The sequence below is a fragment of the Bartonella sp. CL266QHHD genome (assembly GCF_042195355.1).
Classification (GTDB): domain Bacteria; phylum Pseudomonadota; class Alphaproteobacteria; order Rhizobiales; family Rhizobiaceae; genus Bartonella.
Genome location: NZ_JBHIOD010000042.1, coordinates 1 through 17,166, shown reverse-complemented (window position 1 = coordinate 17,166; position 17,166 = coordinate 1). Strand labels below are relative to the sequence as shown.

Annotated in this window: 24 protein-coding genes, 1 tRNA gene and 3 pseudogenes; 19 read left to right on the top strand and 9 right to left on the bottom strand. The window is 37.3% G+C overall.

The features are described from left to right. The first annotated feature begins 8 nt into the window (after positions 1-8). Positions 9-1,367: an acetyl-CoA carboxylase biotin carboxylase subunit gene (gene accC / locus ACFIK7_RS05360; RefSeq protein WP_273791007.1), complete on the top strand. Its 1,359-nt coding sequence runs from the start codon at positions 9-11 to the stop codon at positions 1,365-1,367. Between the two features lie 203 nt (positions 1,368-1,570). After that, positions 1,571-1,646, top strand: a tRNA-Thr gene (locus tag ACFIK7_RS05355). A gap of 99 nt (positions 1,647-1,745) precedes the next feature. Here the strand turns inward: ACFIK7_RS05355 and ACFIK7_RS05350 are convergent. The 9 genes from ACFIK7_RS05350 to ACFIK7_RS05310 all read right to left on the bottom strand — a co-directional run bounded on the left by ACFIK7_RS05350 (position 1,746) and on the right by ACFIK7_RS05310 (position 7,030). Then, complete coding sequence (locus ACFIK7_RS05350; protein ID WP_005865986.1) at positions 1,746-1,949, bottom strand: AlpA family transcriptional regulator; 204 nt, start codon at positions 1,947-1,949, stop codon at positions 1,746-1,748. Between the two features lie 95 nt (positions 1,950-2,044). Further along, entirely contained in the window at positions 2,045-2,533 is a 489-nt protein-coding gene (locus ACFIK7_RS05345) for a DUF488 family protein (protein ID WP_375663050.1), read from the bottom strand. A 58-nt stretch (positions 2,534-2,591) separates the two neighbouring features. Next, the gene (locus ACFIK7_RS05340) at positions 2,592-3,215 is read right to left on the bottom strand and encodes a lambda exonuclease family protein (protein ID WP_375663049.1); all 624 of its coding nucleotides are present in this window, start codon (positions 3,213-3,215) and stop codon (positions 2,592-2,594) included. Between the two features lies 1 nt (position 3,216). Beyond that, the gene (locus ACFIK7_RS05335) at positions 3,217-3,996 is read right to left on the bottom strand and encodes an ERF family protein (protein ID WP_375631107.1); all 780 of its coding nucleotides are present in this window, start codon (positions 3,994-3,996) and stop codon (positions 3,217-3,219) included. A gap of 122 nt (positions 3,997-4,118) precedes the next feature. Further along, positions 4,119-4,526, bottom strand: a complete 408-nt coding sequence (locus ACFIK7_RS05330) for a hypothetical protein (protein WP_375643734.1) — start codon at positions 4,524-4,526, stop codon at positions 4,119-4,121. A gap of 12 nt (positions 4,527-4,538) precedes the next feature. Continuing rightward, the gene (locus ACFIK7_RS05325) at positions 4,539-5,297 is read right to left on the bottom strand and encodes an antA/AntB antirepressor family protein (RefSeq protein ID WP_375663075.1); all 759 of its coding nucleotides are present in this window, start codon (positions 5,295-5,297) and stop codon (positions 4,539-4,541) included. 70 nt (positions 5,298-5,367) lie between these two features. After that, positions 5,368-5,730: an antA/AntB antirepressor family protein gene (locus tag ACFIK7_RS05320; RefSeq protein WP_273791004.1), complete on the bottom strand. Its 363-nt coding sequence runs from the start codon at positions 5,728-5,730 to the stop codon at positions 5,368-5,370. Positions 5,731-5,793: 63 nt separating this feature from the next. Further along, the gene (locus ACFIK7_RS05315; RefSeq protein ID WP_375663048.1) at positions 5,794-6,168 is read right to left on the bottom strand and encodes a hypothetical protein; all 375 of its coding nucleotides are present in this window, start codon (positions 6,166-6,168) and stop codon (positions 5,794-5,796) included. 244 nt (positions 6,169-6,412) lie between these two features. Continuing rightward, on the bottom strand, positions 6,413-7,030 hold the full coding sequence (locus ACFIK7_RS05310; protein ID WP_273791002.1) for a S24 family peptidase: 618 nt from the start codon (positions 7,028-7,030) through the stop codon (positions 6,413-6,415). A gap of 83 nt (positions 7,031-7,113) precedes the next feature. Here ACFIK7_RS05310 and ACFIK7_RS05305 point away from each other — a divergent pair, with 83 nt between their 5' ends. The 17 genes and pseudogenes from ACFIK7_RS05305 to ACFIK7_RS05225 all read left to right on the top strand — a co-directional run. Continuing rightward, on the top strand, positions 7,114-7,488 hold the full coding sequence (locus ACFIK7_RS05305) for a hypothetical protein (RefSeq protein ID WP_273791001.1): 375 nt from the start codon (positions 7,114-7,116) through the stop codon (positions 7,486-7,488). A gap of 16 nt (positions 7,489-7,504) precedes the next feature. Beyond that, positions 7,505-7,942: a hypothetical protein gene (locus ACFIK7_RS05300; protein WP_273791000.1), complete on the top strand. Its 438-nt coding sequence runs from the start codon at positions 7,505-7,507 to the stop codon at positions 7,940-7,942. Positions 7,943-8,023: 81 nt separating this feature from the next. Further along, a complete protein-coding gene (locus ACFIK7_RS05295; protein WP_273790999.1) occupies positions 8,024-8,503 on the top strand; it encodes a crossover junction endodeoxyribonuclease RuvC in 480 nt (159 codons plus the stop codon). After that, positions 8,493-9,704 (top strand): hypothetical protein, encoded by a 1,212-nt coding sequence (locus ACFIK7_RS05290; RefSeq protein ID WP_375637867.1) that lies wholly within the window; start codon positions 8,493-8,495, stop codon positions 9,702-9,704. Before ACFIK7_RS05295 ends, ACFIK7_RS05290 begins: the two co-directional genes overlap by 11 nt. Next, the gene (locus ACFIK7_RS05285; protein ID WP_273754097.1) at positions 9,688-10,074 is read left to right on the top strand and encodes a hypothetical protein; all 387 of its coding nucleotides are present in this window, start codon (positions 9,688-9,690) and stop codon (positions 10,072-10,074) included. Before ACFIK7_RS05290 ends, ACFIK7_RS05285 begins: the two co-directional genes overlap by 17 nt. A 181-nt stretch (positions 10,075-10,255) precedes the next feature. Further along, entirely contained in the window at positions 10,256-10,603 is a 348-nt protein-coding gene (locus ACFIK7_RS05280) for a hypothetical protein (protein WP_375663047.1), read from the top strand. Beyond that, positions 10,590-11,108: a hypothetical protein gene (locus tag ACFIK7_RS05275; RefSeq protein ID WP_375663046.1), complete on the top strand. Its 519-nt coding sequence runs from the start codon at positions 10,590-10,592 to the stop codon at positions 11,106-11,108. Before ACFIK7_RS05280 ends, ACFIK7_RS05275 begins: the two co-directional genes overlap by 14 nt. 104 nt (positions 11,109-11,212) lie before the next feature. Continuing rightward, the gene (locus ACFIK7_RS05270; RefSeq protein ID WP_375663045.1) at positions 11,213-12,079 is read left to right on the top strand and encodes a DNA adenine methylase; all 867 of its coding nucleotides are present in this window, start codon (positions 11,213-11,215) and stop codon (positions 12,077-12,079) included. Positions 12,080-12,104: 25 nt separating this feature from the next. Continuing rightward, a complete protein-coding gene (locus ACFIK7_RS05265; protein WP_375658270.1) occupies positions 12,105-12,485 on the top strand; it encodes a helix-turn-helix domain-containing protein in 381 nt (126 codons plus the stop codon). A 141-nt stretch (positions 12,486-12,626) separates the two neighbouring features. Further along, complete coding sequence (gene ssb / locus ACFIK7_RS05260) at positions 12,627-13,079, top strand: single-stranded DNA-binding protein (RefSeq protein ID WP_375631773.1); 453 nt, start codon at positions 12,627-12,629, stop codon at positions 13,077-13,079. A gap of 14 nt (positions 13,080-13,093) precedes the next feature. Then, positions 13,094-13,630, top strand: coding sequence for a hypothetical protein (locus tag ACFIK7_RS05255; RefSeq protein WP_375631771.1), 537 nt, complete (start codon positions 13,094-13,096; stop codon positions 13,628-13,630). Positions 13,631-13,697: 67 nt separating this feature from the next. Further along, positions 13,698-13,897, top strand: a pseudogene (locus ACFIK7_RS05250) (type II toxin-antitoxin system HicA family toxin). Continuing rightward, positions 13,894-14,289, top strand: a complete 396-nt coding sequence (locus ACFIK7_RS05245) for a type II toxin-antitoxin system HicB family antitoxin (protein WP_273790990.1) — start codon at positions 13,894-13,896, stop codon at positions 14,287-14,289. Before ACFIK7_RS05250 ends, ACFIK7_RS05245 begins: the two are co-directional and overlap by 4 nt. Positions 14,290-14,790: 501 nt before the next feature. Beyond that, positions 14,791-15,111: a hypothetical protein gene (locus ACFIK7_RS05240; RefSeq protein ID WP_273790989.1), complete on the top strand. Its 321-nt coding sequence runs from the start codon at positions 14,791-14,793 to the stop codon at positions 15,109-15,111. Positions 15,112-15,114: 3 nt separating this feature from the next. Continuing rightward, positions 15,115-15,696 (top strand): annotated as a pseudogene (locus ACFIK7_RS05235) (hypothetical protein). Between the two features lie 370 nt (positions 15,697-16,066). After that, positions 16,067-16,648: pseudogene (locus tag ACFIK7_RS05230) on the top strand (hypothetical protein). Between the two features lie 39 nt (positions 16,649-16,687). After that, positions 16,688-17,166: phage terminase large subunit family protein (locus ACFIK7_RS05225; RefSeq protein ID WP_375663044.1), on the top strand; the 479-nt coding region annotated here is incomplete at its 3' end.

The following is a 17,166-nucleotide window of genomic DNA, read 5'->3' as shown; positions in this document are numbered from 1 at the left end:
GGGCAACCATGATTCGAAAAATCCTCATTGCTAATCGGGGAGAAATTGCTCTTCGCGTTTTACGTGCATGTAAAGAACTTGGCATAAAAACCGTGGCTGTTCACTCTACCGCTGATGCAGATGCAATGCATGTTCGTCTTGCTGACGAAAGTGTTTGTATTGGACCTCCTCCCGCTCGCGATTCTTATTTGAGTATTCAGCAAATTATTGCTGCTTGTGAAATTACAGGAGCTGATGCTGTTCATCCAGGTTATGGTTTTCTTTCTGAAAATGCAAAATTTGCGGATGTTCTAGAAGCCCATGATATTACATTCATCGGTCCAACAGCTACTCATATCCGAATCATGGGCGATAAAATCGAAGCAAAGAAAACCGCCCAAAAACTTGGTATTCCTGTAGTTCCCGGTTCAGATGGGGCCGTCACTGAAGAATCAGATGCTTTACGCACGGCTCGTGAAATTGGTTATCCAGTTATTATCAAAGCTTCTGCCGGTGGTGGTGGACGTGGTATGAAGGTTGTTCATTCTGAACAAGAATTTTCTATAGCTCTCAAAACAACACGTTCAGAAGCGAAAGCTGCTTTTGGTGATGACGCTGTTTACATAGAAAAATATTTAGAAAAACCCCGTCATATTGAAATTCAAGTCATAGGTGATGGTGCGGGAAATGCTATTCATTTAGGAGAACGCGATTGTTCACTTCAACGACGGCATCAAAAAGTATGGGAAGAAGCTACATCACCTGCACTTAATGAAACAGAACGGAAAAAAATTGGAAGTATTGTTGCAAATGCCTGTGCCAAACTTGGATATCGTGGAGCTGGTACTATTGAATTTCTTTATGAAAATGGCGAATTTTATTTTATTGAAATGAATACACGTTTACAAGTCGAACATCCTGTAACTGAAGCAATTACAGGTATAGATTTAGTCCATGAACAAATCCATATTGCATCAGGCTGTAAGCTTTCAGTGACACAAGATGAAGTCTGTTTTTCTGGTCATGCCATTGAATGCCGTATTAATGCAGAAGATCCTATTAACTTTACGCCATCACCTGGAACCATTACACATTTTCATACACCTGGAGGTTTAGGGATTCGTGTTGATTCAGGCGCTTATTCAGGTTATCGTATCCCTCCTTACTATGATAGCATGATTGGAAAGCTGATTGTTCATGGACGTACCCGTTTAGAATGTATGATGCGTTTACGGCGTGCTTTAGATGAATTTGTCGTCGATGGGATAAAAACTACACTACCTCTTTTTCGCGATCTTATTAATAATCAAGATGTTGCTGATGGTAATTATAATATTCACTGGCTTGAAAAATACCTTTCTCATCAATCAAAGTCTTCAGATTCGTAATTTGATAGCAAAATAGTGCATTCTTATAAAAGATTCTATAAGATATCAACATAAGGATAGTGCCAACCTTGCTGTAAAAAGTGGTAAAAGAGGAAATAAGTTAGTTATTTTTATTTATTATATAGTTTTCACTTAATATGCACAAAATTTGATAATTTTCTGTTTTCCTTTTTGTGAGTTTGTGCTAATCCCTACATGGTTACGCCCTTATAGCTCAGTTGGTAGAGCACCTGATTTGTAATCAGGGGGTCGGGAGTTCGAGTCTCTCTGGGGGCACCATTTTATTTCTTAAACATATTGAAATATATAGATTTTTTCTTTAAATAGCTATTTTCAGACCACCTTTTAGACCACCTTCTACAGTTTATATAATTTTACCTAATTTGTTCTTATTTGCTCCTTATTTTTCTTTGGAGTGAAGGCTAAGATCTCTTTTTTTCTCCATCTCACTGCTCTCCCTAGCTTATATGGCTCCGGAAACAACCCCTGAAGCACCCAATTGCGAATCGTTGTTGTGGATACACTAAAAAGCTGTGCACACTCACGTGTCGTTACATATCTATCTCCATCATCAAATATCATCTCATTACCTTTCTCTTTTTTATGTTAATTAAATGGGTGGGGGGCTGGAAGGCATGTGAAGCACTCCAACTTTTAAAAATTTGCAAGTTTATTTTTTAGATGTGCTTAATTTCATATTCCCAATCAGGCAATTGAGTAAGAGCTAATGCGAGTTGTCCTCTATGACACATGCATACATTGGCTTCAAAACAGGTGATTGCAACGCGCTTTTTGTTTAAAAACATTTTATATAATTTGTTTATTGAACAAGAATTATTCTTGAGAGTTGTATTTTGATAATCTTCAAAAAGGCGGTCATAATCTTTTTGTGTTTTCAAATTTCTTCGTTTTTCAGAAGCAATTCCAAGTTCAGGCATATGCATATATTCAATATCAATATTGCTCACAGCTTTCTCTAATTGTCTTTTCGAAAATCCGTGTTTTCTACTTATTGGATTTTTACGAACATCACATAAAGTTTTGATATTGTTTTCTATGAGACAACTAAGATAATCCTCAAGGGACTTACCTTCATAGCCAATGGTAAAAAAACAAAATTCCTCATCTTTAGCAGGCTGTATGATAATATGTTTGGTGTTACACACGTTTAATTTCCTTAGTAAATGGGTGTGGGTGCTGGGAGGAGAGAGCACCCACATAGGTTTAAGCAGCTTTTGTCAAAATCTTTTGCATCTCTTGTTCTATTTCCCCTAAAAAGATTTCGACAGCTTTATTAATCTCTTCAATGTGTTCCTCATCGCGGAGGATGCGTTTGATTTTCATTCTCAAACCAGTAGATTTGCCTACAAAGTTTGGATTATAGCTCATGAAATCACACCATTTGCGTCCTGTACAAGCCATTTGGAATTGCATCTGTGCGTGATATTCTGGTTTGATTTCGTCATAAATAAAGAAGCGCAAATGCGTGGTTGATTGTGGACATTTGACTTCGATTAAACCGTCCTCTCCAATCAACCCATCAGGACTAGCCCCCGCCATTTCCATTTTTGGGTGTGGGATAAACCCGCATCTTGTGACTTCTGCGTCATAAATGAATTCATATTCTCTCAAGGCATTCTCTTCATGTTCAATGCCCCATTGCATAGCAGGTGTTGTATAAGATTGGCTTATTTCCCCTATTAAGCGTTCTGTCATGAGTTTCGTTTTGTAATCTTCATATTTGCTTGTAGGCAAACCTTTAGCTGTCTTACTGAGTACGTTGTAAACATTAGATGCGGTGACTTTTCCTAAGCGCGCTTGAAACCATTCTGCTGTTCTTTGTTCCATCTCACACCGCCGTTTGTTGCTCTTGTGGTGGTAAGGATTGTTGTGCTTTATTCATTTGTGAACGTTGCTTTTTTTTCAAAGAAAACAAAGCGATTTGTGCGTGTTTATAAGACATATCTGTTAGATTTTTTGCTCCTACGAAAGAGATAAGCTTACTTTCTTCAGATTGTATTTTTTTAATTAATTCTTTGATTTCATTCATTTGTTCAGGAGATATACCTGCAAGAAGCGTGTTGCCATCTGTATCGTCTTCTTTTCTTGCAACATTAAGAAGCATGCCTAAGAGATATCTACGTGCGTAGGTGAGAGTAGAACCACCCGCTTGTATGTTATTTTTGCTCCCTGTAGCATCAAAAGGAAATGTTCCTTCTGTTGATATTTCATTGCCCGATATATGCTTTAAAGTCATTTCTACAGTTATGTCATTTGAACTCTGGTCTTTGATACGAGAAAACAAGGCAAAGTGATGTGTTGCAAGAGGTCCTTTGATAGCATCAATATATTTATCAAGCGTGGTACAGAGGCTTTTAGTATGTGTATTAATGGCGTTTTGTTCGATATTTTTGTATTCCATTTGCATAGCCGAAAGATCACGGACAAAGTTTTGGCGCTCTTGTCGTTTTATCTCTTGTTCTCGCAATTCAAGAAGACGCTTGAGACGATCCATATCGACATCATTTTCTAAAGCTCTTTCTAAAAGAAGCTCCATAGCTGTAGGTTTGATTTCACAATCGTTCGTTGTTTCCACTAATTCCGTTTGTGTGGTACTTAGTTCACTCATCTTGATTTCCTCCTATTTGAGCGCAATTCTCCTGTGGCGTGAATCACGCATGTTTTAAAAAGTTGTTTGTGTGGTTAGAAACGGCTTATAGAGACACTATAAGATTAGTAGTCGGTATTTTTTCATCTGGTTTGTTCTCTAGTTGAGGTGAGGTCAATATTATCAACATACCCATAAGCACCTGCATCATTGGCAATGTATATAGCATCGCAGTTACCAAAAACACGTACATCGCCGTAAACTTCTATATATCCATAAAAATGTATACCCTCGTAAACTTCTGCATTACCAAAAACTTGAACATTATCAGAAATTTGTGCATCATCATAAACACTGGCACCTTCATAAACCCATGCATTATCACCAACCCAGCAATCCCCTTCGTGACTTAAATTGCCCTCATGCTCTATACCCCCCCCTAAATCGCCTTTCTCGACGTTTCCAAAGTCTCGTAAGGCGCGAATGCGGTGGAGAGTTCTGCCATTAACTTCGATTGTTGCGTCTGTCAGTTCGTATTTCTTTTTTATCATAATAACCTCCTCTTAATGCATGCTTTGTCTTTTAAGCTCTTGAGACAGCACACCAATTCCTTTTGCTGTGATTTTTGCGCAAGGAATGACTTTTTCTATTCCATTTGCGGTTTTAAGTGTAATGGTTGGGCAATCCATAAGTTTCTTTTGGATTTTGTCTTGATAAGGAAGCAAATTTCCACCTGCTGCACGTCTATAAATCCACCCTTTTTGCTGTAAGAAGAGAATGAACTGTTTTGGTTGCATCTCGAGTATTTTAGCGGCTTCTGTAAGACCGAAGAGTCCGTTGTGACGTTGCAAACTTTCAAGAGCAGCTGCTTTTGGTTTAAGGATACTCACTTCACTTTTTAAGGTCTCTAATTGTGTGACGCTTTCTAAAAGAAGTTTCTTAACAAAGAGAGGATCTTCTAAAGCATTTGCAAGGTCTAAAGGTTTCTTTGCACGCCGTTCACATTCAATAAAATATTGACGGGCTTGTTTACCTTTTTCATTACGCTCTACCATGGCGAGCTCTTTTGCCATGTCTAATGTGAGGTGATAGTCTATAGCTGTAACAGCTCTAGATTTTGCGCTCCCCAATTTTGGGGACCGCAAATCTTGTTTTTTTACAAAGTCTTGTCCTTCTATAAAATTGTATCTGGTAATACGGTCCTTAATCCAATTGGAAAAGTCACGTTTTGCCTCTAAGAATGCATGCAGATCACGTGCATTTACTGTCTGAACAGTTTCCTTATCAATGGTTTTTTCTTTAATCTCTATGAGAGTATTTATGATGAACTCCTTTCAAAAAGTTCATATTTTTCAGATGTTATAATAAGGCTTTTCATCATCACCCCCTTAATTAATGAAAACACAAGTTTTGGTATAATATTCTGCCATAGTTTCTATGGCGCTCTGCTTTAGCGATTTTACTTGCTGCGTGAATTTTGAAGTAATGATTATCGGTTTTATCTGTTTCTATTTCAGATTTTGGACAAATCTTCTGTCTGTTCCATTCTTGTTTTGTAAAAACCAAATCCACGCCTTCTTTTAGATCAAGCTTTTCAACACAATCATTAAACCAAGTGGAAAAATCTTGTTTCAAGTGTAAGTGCCTATGCATTACATGGGCATTGACCATTTGGACATAATCGATTTTGTCTTCTACCTCGTTTTCAGGTATGAGATATCCTTCACTATCTTTATTAGTGTCATGTGTGTTCATGAGTTTACTCTAATTAATTATTGATGGATTAAAGGGGGCGCTTTTAAATGCGCCCTTCAGAATTTAAAGCACATCACAAGGACGCAAACGGTGTTGTTGTTCGTAAGTACCGTAAATCTCATCATTATATTTTTCGTCTGCGATCTCGTCTAAAAGTCTATTGTAAACATCACTTTCACGTATAAAGTTATGAACCTCACTAGCGTCTTCTAGTTGTTCAATATTTTCTTTTACATATGGCGCTTCGATTTCTTCAGAAATATCTTCACAGTTCCTTTCAGAAGGATTGATGCGAAAGATTTGGATTGCATCATCTGCCTCATCAACAATGCTTAGAATTTGGCTTTTATCCAGTGGTCCCGATCGACCAATGTTTTGATCATCACCATAGACAACTAATAAAATTTCATCAGAATTTATAAGAATTGGCTTATCCATAATTTTTCCTCCCTAACGCCTCTTGGCGATTGTTTGTGCGTGGTTTATGGATATATTAGTACACTATGCACGAAATACAGTCAAGTACATAATGTACTATTTTTTTAAAAAATAAAAAAATGACGAATCACGGCATAATTTAGAGAATCAAAAGTTTGCTGTTTACTGATAAAAATCAATCAAACTTGCTTCAATCTGTTGATGGCAATCTAATTGATAACGTGAACAGAGAATCGTATTATGTTTACATATCAAGAATAGTGCGCCGTACACGACCTATTATAGAGATAGCGCCTTCAAGTTTTGGAGCCTTTATTGTTTTGTCGTATGAAGCAGGCTGAAAAGGAGGATCATCATTAGGTCTATATCGTTTATATGTCGCTTGTCCAGATTCATCTGCAATTACATAGCAGGCATTAGGTACAAGTTTTTTGTCTCGCATATTTACAAATATTATAGAATCTGGAGGGCTAATTTTATTCATAGATGCGCCATCTACACGTAAAGCAATCCATTCACCGGCAGGAAGATTAACAGCCTCTGTCATAGGATAATCTGAAAAATCCATTATCCCATCTTGCTCACTTAGTTCTCCAGCGCTAATCCATGAAACGAGAGGAATACTTATATTGAGGTTAGGATTTTCTTGAGGAGACTCGCCATACAAAATCCACCCCGGATCTACATTAAATACTTGTCCATAGAGTTCGGCTATTTGGCGCGAAATACCACGATTTCCATTTTCGTGACTAATTAGGGTATTTTGATTAAGAGCTGGTATAGCGCGCGCAGCTTCGCTTGGTGTCGCATATCCAGCATTCTTACGCGCTATTTTAAGTCTATCTTTTGGCAAATAAGTCATTTGTACATTATCCACTATTTTTTTAATTCATTGTGTACGATTTTATCTTGATTTAAAATTGTACGTAATGTACTGCATGTGTCATGGTTAATGATTTTTATGTCAAAAGTTTGATTGAGTCTTTGGGATCTATACGCCAATTTGCAAAGGAAATTGGTTGTAGCTATGAGGCTGCGCGTAAAATGCGTGATCGCAATAGTATTTCTCCAAAATACTGGAATATAATTATTCAGTTGTCTAAAGTCAAAGGTCTATCTTGGGTTACGCTAGATTGGTTCCTACATAATTATGGGAGTAAATCCCATAGAGTTATTCGTCCAATGACAAAACGAAGAAAAGATACGCTTCATCTGGTGGAGAAAGTTAGTACACCAAATACATCACAAACAGTAATATCTTCTCAGAGTGCCGCCTCTACAGATAATAATGAACAGCAACAGCAGCATACACACTCTTAAAGAAGAAAGATTAGAGATGATAGATGTCCCACAGATCACTATAAGCAAAGTCCAGTTGATTGACCTTGTTAATAAGATTGGACAGAAAAACATATATTATGGTGTCGTTTCGACTCAAGATGCATATTTTGAAATAAGCATAGACCCCTCATCAACAGGTTGTCTTGTCTATATGCTGCATAGTATCTTTGCGCGTGATGATAGAAAATATTTTCCGTTATTGCCGTACGATGATTTTAATCAATGGTTTTTATCTGTGTTTACGCAAGCTTTTACAACTTGGTTTGATAATTATTTTTCTCAAGAGTTGTCTTCTTTTTATCGCTTAAATGAGCTGATCTTGTTTATAGCCTTAGTCAAAAATAGGCTTGATTTCTTAAGGGATAAACTCATCGAAAAAAGAAAAGAAGAAATCGAATTAATAAATGATGTGTGCAGTGTGTGTCTGAATTGAGTTAATCCAATTTTTTAAAACTTATAACTACGCGCTCTGTCATAGCGCACATATAAATACGTAGAGCCTTAAGGGGGGATTATGATCACTAACGCACAAACCATTTTATGTCTTGATCTAGGGACCAAGACAGGCTGGGCGATACGTGGTGCGGATGGTTTTATCACAAGCGATACAGAAGATTTTCAACCACGCCGTTTTGAAGGCGGTAGTATGCGTTATTTACGCTTTAAACGGTGGCTTACTGAACTAAAGAGGTCTGTTGATGAAATTGACGCAGTGTATTTTGAAGAGGTGCGCCGGCATGTGGATACAGACGCTTCTCATATTTACGGAGGCTTTCTAGCAACCTTAACAGCGTGGTGTGAACATCATCAGATACCATATGAAGGCATTCCTGTTGGCACAATTAAGAAGGCAACAACAGGAAAAGGCAATGCCTCAAAAGAAGAAATGATTAAGGCGGTATGTGCAAAAGGACATACGCCTAAAGACGACAACGAAGCAGATGCTTTAGCAATTTTATATTTAATGAAAGAAGGGAGGACACATGTCCAGTAAATTACCGTGGACGAGGCTGTTTGCAGATAGGTGGATTCTTGATCTTGCTTGTTTATCTCCCATTGAATGCAATGTTTATATAAAGTTGCGTTTGCAAATGCTTTATACTGGAGAACCGCTTTTAAATAACACGAAGGTCTGGGCTAATTACACTGGCTGTTCAGTAAAAATGTTTATTAAAGCGTTAGAAGTTTTAATAAGCATAGGTCATATCGAAAGTTTAGACGATGGATGTTTATGGAGTTTAAAAGTTGAAGAAGAACTCAATAACTCTAATGAAAGCTTAGATAAGGTATCGAAGACATCTCGGTCAAAGAAGTTCTCAGAGAGAGCAAAGAAAGCAGCGCAGGCAAGATGGGATAAACATACAAATGATGCTTGTGATGATGCTAAAGCCATGCTTAATGATGCTAAATCTGTTAAGTATGATGCTAAGAGTATGCTTAAGGATGCTAAGCATGATGCTTACGACATGCTTAATGATGCCTATATATATAACATAAACAATAACATTAACAGTTATAATAAAAAAACTAAAACTATCGTTTTAGCAAAAAAAGAAATTGGTTCTGAAGATTTAGAAACAATCGATTTGGTTGACGAGCCAACAGAGGTTGCTGCTGTTGAGAGCACATCAGAGCAAATCACAACGGGTGTAGAAAACCAACCTCCCTTTCACGAGCAAGAGAACGTTTCCCAAAAAGCAAAACGAGCGCAAGCTAATCGCGGCTGTCGATTGCCTACGGATTTTGAACCCGATTACGATTTTGCCATTGCAAAGGGCTTGCCTCCAGAGCGCGTGAAAGTCGAAATCGCAAAGTTTAGAGATTATTGGCGTTCAAAAGCCGGAGCAAATGCAACCAAAACCGATTGGCAAGCAACATGGCGTAACTGGGTGCGAAAGGCTATCGAGGATTTAGAAAAAACGAAAAACACGAATAACAATGGTGGAAACAATGGAAACTTTTCAAAAGATCAAAGAACTCGTGGTGGTACCGGAGAGACAATCCGTAATCTTATCGGTGCAACACAGCTTAGTGACACCTCTACAAGATACCGTGCAACAGATAGAGCAATGTGTAACTCTGGAGTTTCCATGGACCTTGAGAAATGGCATTCAATTGACAGCAACCCTAGAGAAACAAGCTTTAGAAGCTTATCAGACTGTTCAAAACTTACTTACCGTGAAAGCGTCTGTTGAAGACATAGCAGAGGCTCTTGATGTGCTTGAAGGTGGTTTGACAATGCAAAAAGTTTCAAATGTAGAAGCGCGTGCAAAGGCTTATATCGCAGCTCTTAACGGCATTTCACTCTGGTCTTTGTTGCAAGCTGTTAAAAATCTTATACGTGGAGAAGCTAAAGGCATGTCAACAACCTTTGTCCCCTCTTGTGCTGATCTTGCGCAGTATTGTCGTGATTTAGAAAGCAGGCTTTATGGTGTTGCTGAGAGAGTTTTTACAGCAGTTGAAAATACGCGTAACCTAGCCTTAGGAGGCAAGCGCATTTCATTCATGAGAATAGGCAAGCCTAGTGAAGAGTGTCATGACAGTAGCAATTCTAAAGCGGCTTAAAACAGCAAACTAGTGAAAAGTGCTGATCATTTTACGATTAGGTATGTGTTTAAATCGACAAAAAGATACCGTACAAAGCGATTTAAAGATTTTACGATAAAACCATATCTGTAATATAAAACGCTCTGTACGGTCAAATTTTAGGTAAATAGACCAATTGGTAAAATTATGGACTAAAAACATGAGAATATTAAAAGACCTGTTCTTAAAAAAGCGTAAACAACCCATGCAAAAAGAGTTTGTTGCAACAGCTGTTGGTTATGTTCCTTGGGGGGATGGAGCAGAGGAGTATTTTTACAACCTCTACGAACATGAAGATGGCACAAGAGAATGTGAAAAGTTTGATGGCGGCCAGTATTATACCACACCAGAAAATGCGGATTTTAGTACCAAAGCGCAAGTAAAAGCATGGGTTTACGGTGGGAATATTCCGAAAAGCGTTCTCAATTACGAACCTCTTATAGACGAGATCAATAAAGAGATCAAAAAATTATCGAAAACCGCAGGAAATAAATATGTTTACAGATAAACAGCTAAGAGCCTTGTTTGGCATTATAACTTTTATATTTTTATGCTTTTTAGGAATTAAAAAAAATCCCTACTTTATTCAAAGTATTTTGACATTCGCATCTGTTTCTTTGGTAATAGTCACAGCGGTTTTTGCAATTTTATGCAATTCTCATATTCCTTTTGAGTTGCAGAACAATCCAAAATACAAACGCGGCAATACAACAGGTTGGAAGACATTAACACGTGATTTACAACAGTATATGCACAGACTTTTAAAGCTAATAAGTTTAGCGCTTGTCGTTTTAATTTTCCCAAATAGTTATAAGGAAACTGTTTCTTTACCTTTCATTTCTAAGTACGTGGAGTACAAGCTTTCTTTTCCATTGGATACTGTACTTTGGTACTCAGATATTGCTCTTTGGTATTCCTTTTTAGTCTGTGTATTTTTCCTTATGTTACGTACACGCAGTTTAATAAATATATCTATTTACACACTACAGTGCTCAGTTAAAAACCAAAAGTAAAATTTCCGATTTTATAAAACTGTTCAGATTACGTTGTCTCTTCTCAACGTTCATAGATGAAATCAACAAAAACATCAAAAAATCATTGAAAAAGGCGCGTAACAATGACTCATGTCTGCTCACCATTGAGATATCCAGGCGGTAAGGCTGCACTGTATGGAAAAGTCAAAGAAATATTTGAGAAAAATGCATTAAATGGCTGTTCCTATAGAGAGCCATTTGCTGGCGGGTGCGGACTTGCTCTAAAGCTTCTTTTTAATGGTGATGTTAAAGATATTCACATTAACGATATTGATCTGTTCATTTGGAGCTTTTGGTATTGCGTTTTGCACAAGACAGAAGAATTAATAGAAAAAATCAATACAACGACCATTAACTTAGAAGAATGGTACATACAAAAAGAAATTTCTCCTGCAAGTGCAGATGTGCTTAGCGCAGGATTTGCAGCACTCTTTTTGAATCGCACAAATAGATCTGGAATTATTAAAAATGCTGGACCAATTGGAGGGAAAGGACAAAGCGGTGCCTATAAAATAGATTGCCGATTTAACAAAGAGAATATAATTGAACGCATTCTTCGCATAAGTGAACAAAAAGATAGAATACATTTAACTCGTTTAAATGCACGGGAATTTTTGCTGTGTTATGGAACTGATGAAAACACCTTTTTTTATATGGACCCTCCTTATTTTAAAAAAGGAAAAGGTCTTTATACTTGGTTTTACAAAGCTAATGATCACTACAATTTAGAGAATGTCATCTCCCAACATGTGACGGCACCTTGGCTAATTACTTATGACAACGTTGAAGAAATTAAATTATTGTATAGGCAATATCTCTCAATAGAATTTAGCTTACAATATTCTCTACAAGAGAAAAGGAAAGCTACTGAACTGATGATTTTTTCACCAAAAATCAAAATGCCTCAATTCTTAGAAAAAAACACAATATCACGTCTCAAAGCAGCTTGATTGCATGAATAGGAGCTTTAATCACATGCTTACACCATTTGGCAAAACTTTACGCAAAATTCGCCTTGATCACTTTGAAAGGCTCTTAGATATGGCTGATAAACTAGGCATCTCTGTAGCATTTTTATCTTCTGTTGAGATTGGCAAAAAATCTGTTCCAGTAGGAATGGAAGAAAAGATCATAAAGCTGTACGCTTTAGATCAAAACATGGCTTCTCTTTTAAGAAAAGAGGCTGATATTTGCCGAAAGAATTTTATAATGAATTCTTCTGATCCACTTAACCGTGAAATTATTAGCACGTTTGTTAGAAATTTTAAGTGTCTTTCACAACAAGATCTAACAGTGTTCAAGGAATTCATGGTGAGAACGGAAAAGAAACGCTGCTTGCAAAATAAAATACCTTGATCTCCTTATTTTATACGTACATCACAAAACATAATGTTATATGTTAATAATTAATATTATCCTTTTGAAATAATTGTATAAATATGCAAATTATGCTAGGATTTTTCATGTATAAATTGCTAATCTAATGGGGCTACAAATATGCTAAATAAAGTGACGTTAATCGGGCGCCTTGGTGCTAATCCCGAAAGCAAAACAATGAATTCTGGAGCAGAAGTGGTTAATTTTCGTATGGTAACTTCTGAAAGCTATACAGATAAAAATACACATCAAAAAGTAGAGAAGACTGAATGGCATTCTGTTATGATTTTTAATCCACATTTGGCAAAAATTGCACTTCAATATCTAAACAAAGGTTCAAAGGTTTACGTAGAAGGCAAATTACAGACACGCAAATGGCAAGATAAAAATGGGCATGACCGTTACACAACAGAGATTATTTTACCGCAATTCAAAGGCGAATTGTATTTGCTTGATGCAAAGAAAGATCAATCAGCATCCCCTACCCCTTCACCCATTACTTCTCAACATTATGCCATCGCTTCAGGTGCTGCTGATCATAGCACATCTCTTAATAATGCTATCCCATTCTGATTGAAAAAAAAAATATGACAAAAAGAAAAAAACGTGCAAAACGTGGTCGTCCACGGATTAAAGGATGTATCAGAGAACCAAACGGACGCATCTCACGAGCAAAAACACCGCATGAACCCATGGATAAATTGGCAATTGAAATGCGTGCCAAACGCTTTGGCTTGACCATAGAAGAGGCTAAAAGTCCGCTTTCCGGTACCTATATCGGGCGGCTTTATTTGCAAGGCGAAATCAATCAAGACCAATATGATGATGCGCAAAAATATCTTGAAGTGAAAAACAATTACCTATGTGCAAAAGGATTGCCTAATGCAATTTATGATAACTTTACTCCTTCATCAAATGAGGAGGCACAAAAACGGTGGATTGAAAGAGCAACTCATTGTTATGAAGAGACGAAAGAGATTATCAAAGAAACACAACACCTCTATAGACAGTATAATCTTTATGCTGCATTACAATATCTTGTTATAGAAGATCAATCGCTAACACATCTTGTTAATTCTTTGCGTATTGTTCTTAATGCGCTTCATAAGCATTTTAGCCGTTAAAAAAGAATTGACATCAGATGAAAAATCATTAAAATGTGTATATATTTACACATTATAAGTTTAGGTAATGGAACAAGATAGCCGAAAAATCATTGCAAAATTAAAGCGTGATGGCTTTGAACTTATCAAAGTAAAAGGTTCTCATCATAAATTTAAAAAAGATGATAAGGTTGTTATCGTTCCACATCCTAAAAAAATCTTCCGATTGGTACAGCACGTTCTATCGCACAACAAGCAGGCTGGTTAAAAGAAGGAGAAGAAGAATGAAAAGATTTTTTGCTCTTGTTCATAAAGATGAAGACTCTGCTTTTGGTGTTCAGTTTCCTGATTTTGAGGAACTTTTTTCTGCTGCTGATGAGGAAGAAAATTTAATCGCAAATGCAACAGAAGCACTCCAACTTTATTGTGAAGATATAGATAGAGTGCCTATTCCTTCAAAATTTGAAGACGTCATACAACGGGAATCTGTCAAAACAGCTTTGTCAGAAGGAGCTTTTTTAATACAAGTCCCCTTTATTGAAAATGATGCAGAAGTGGTACGCACAAATATATCAATTGAACGAGGGCTTTTACGTGCAATTGATAATTGTGCACAAGAGAGAGGTTTAACAAGATCTGCTTTTTTGGCAACAGCAGCCCGTCACGAGCTTAATATTTAGCTCATCAATCTGGAAAAATTTCTCACTCTCGATTTTTTTTGCAAAAGCGTGTAATTGCATATGATCCGAAAACTATTAATGAAAATCAAAAGGCGGCAGGCAAACAAAACGCTATAGTTAAGAGGGATATAACTATCATTGATATTATATACATGGCATCTAATATTTCTGGACCTGTCATTGTCTTTCCCTCCTATAATAATTTCACAATAATTTATAAAATCTAAAATGTTTTAGAAAAATCTATATATTCTATTTTAAAATAAAAAATATAGATTTTTTTGTTGACATGGTGTAAAAAATAGTATTGAATAACAGCACGGCACTAGTTGAATTGCGTCTAAAATTCAAAAATATCCCTTAAAAATTCAGTAAAATGTGAACTTGAAATGTAGCTAGAAAGCCCTGTTTTCTTGCTAGTTCTGGCTAATCTATTTTTCAAATAACAAAAATTAATATTTGACTAATGATGTCATTAATTATGACTCAAAAGGAGCACTGATGAAAGCTGTCATCACTAAGCCAATGTGTGTTATTGGAGACAATAAAAGCACTGTTCGATTTGAACCATCAACACCCAATAATCCATTTGTTGAAGTTTCCAATCAAGTCTACGCACGTCTCAAGCGCGCTAATGCTGTAAAACCTTTTGTTGGAGTCAAGACAACAGCAAAACCTGACAAGGCGGTTGAACAAATTAAGAAAATAGAACAAGAAGCTGTACAAACATCATCTGAACCAGTGACAGAGGAAACCTCACTCGAAAAACCAAAGGAATCTAAAACTTCCAAGTCATCAACACCTACCCCTAAAAAGGCTTAGACGTTGAAATTAATCATCCACCAAAAATGGTATCTTCAACAGGCAAAAGATACCTTCACCAGTCTTCAAGCACCACGCCTTAACTGGGCTCTGCGTAATGCTCTAAACACCGCAGCAAAACAAGTTGAACGCTTTACTGAAAAGCAAGTTGCGACATCTCATCTGCCCAATCAAAGCGTGTCAAAAAAGGGGGGGTATATTAAAGAAAAAGCGACAGCAAGGTTTCTCGAGACAGATATCATTGGTTCTGGAACACCGATACCTCTTAAATTTTTTCAAGCAAGAGAAACAAAATACAGCGTAACATACAAAATGTTTGGAAAGAAAGAAATCTTACCCCATGCTTTTATCAAAGGTGGGAATTTTCCAAAGCGTGTTGAATTGAAAATGGGAGGGAATGTGTTTCAAAGAGATGACGGAGATCAATTCCCCATTGCAAAACAAGAAGGACCTTCAATTGCTAAAGTGATGTCCAAGCCAGAAATTGCAAGTGCTATTGTAAACGAAGCCAATGAAAGACTAATCAAAAGCATACAGTACCAACTTGCTCGTCAAGAATATGCCGCCAATAAGAAAGCTAAATAATGTTCTTAAGCTATGTCAACACATTACTCACTTTAATTGTAATTTTTAAAGCAGATTATCACTTTCGTTTTGGTTTTTTTCAGAAAAAATACAATAAAATCAATGTAAAATCTACTTCCCAGCGGGTTGGATCTGTTGCGGGGCAGGCGAGCGCGAACTATCGCTAGCGACAGAATTTTCAATTTGACTGTACATTGTACACTTAACACATTGATAAATAACGAATTTAGTGTGTACAGTATGATATGTAAAATGTCTCCTTATCGCATTGAAGCCCGTTTTTCAGTTCGTTACGTAAAGCTTTCTTTATCCTGATACGCCGAAAACCCCATTCCTCAAGATGGGAAAAAAATCAAGGCAAGGAGCAACTATGAATAAGAAGTATCGTGAGGGGATATCGGTTCGTGCGTTTACGAAGAGATGGGTGTTTCACATAATGCGGTGGTTTCTCGGATAAAGACAGGTAAATTTGATACGGCTCTTTTTGAAGATGGTTCTGTCAATGAAGCCCTTGCCACAGCCATCTGGAATGAGAATCCAACAAAGCGCCCTGCTTCACTTTTAGCGCCTGATGGACAACCGCGGACAAAGATCAAACAAGCTTCCACAGATGGAGCCAATGAATACAAGATAAAACTGGAGCGAATGCAAGTTGCGTTTGAAAGCGAAAAAATTGCCCTTGAACGACTACGCGAAACCACTGTTGATCGAGAAGAAATGAAAAGGCAGCTCGTGAGTTTGGAAGAGCGCACCGTAATGTCATATGTTGAATTTTCCTCATCGTTTTGGTGCAAGCATTGCTGCACAAGTTGGATGTGATACAGCCAGCCTTATTGGTGCTATTGATTACACTATGAGAACAGCTTTGCTTGAAGCGGTTAATATTCCAGTGCCTTGTCATGATCCACATTCTCCAGAGTTAGAGAACTTGCAAGAAACGAATAATGGATGACAATGCAGTCGAAGAATTTTTCGCCAATGCCAATGACGCATGACAACCAGACCCACCGTACAAGGTTTCGCAATGGGCGGGAATAGATACCTTAGCACCGTAGCAAGTGCTGAGCCTGGGCTTTGGAGAACAAAGCGTACCCCTTATTTGCGCGAAATCATGGATAACCTTTCCTCTTACGTGCCAATTGAAATAACAATTGTCATGAAAGGGACGCAGATCGGCATGTCAGAAGCAGAATTGAACTTTTGCGGTTATGCCATTCATTATAGTCCGGGACCTGTCCTTTATGTGACGCCAACGGTTGAGACAGCGAAGAAATTGTCCAAAACCCGTCTTGACCAAATGATTATGGCAAGCCCTGCTTTAAGCGAACGCATTGCCAAAAGTGATACGGTGAAATCAGAAGAAATCCAGAACCGTCGTGAATTTGGTATAGAAGATCAGTTAGAGACAGCAATGAAATATATTGCCAGAAAACAAAAGAAACTGATTTCTGAAATCGAATTGACATGGGA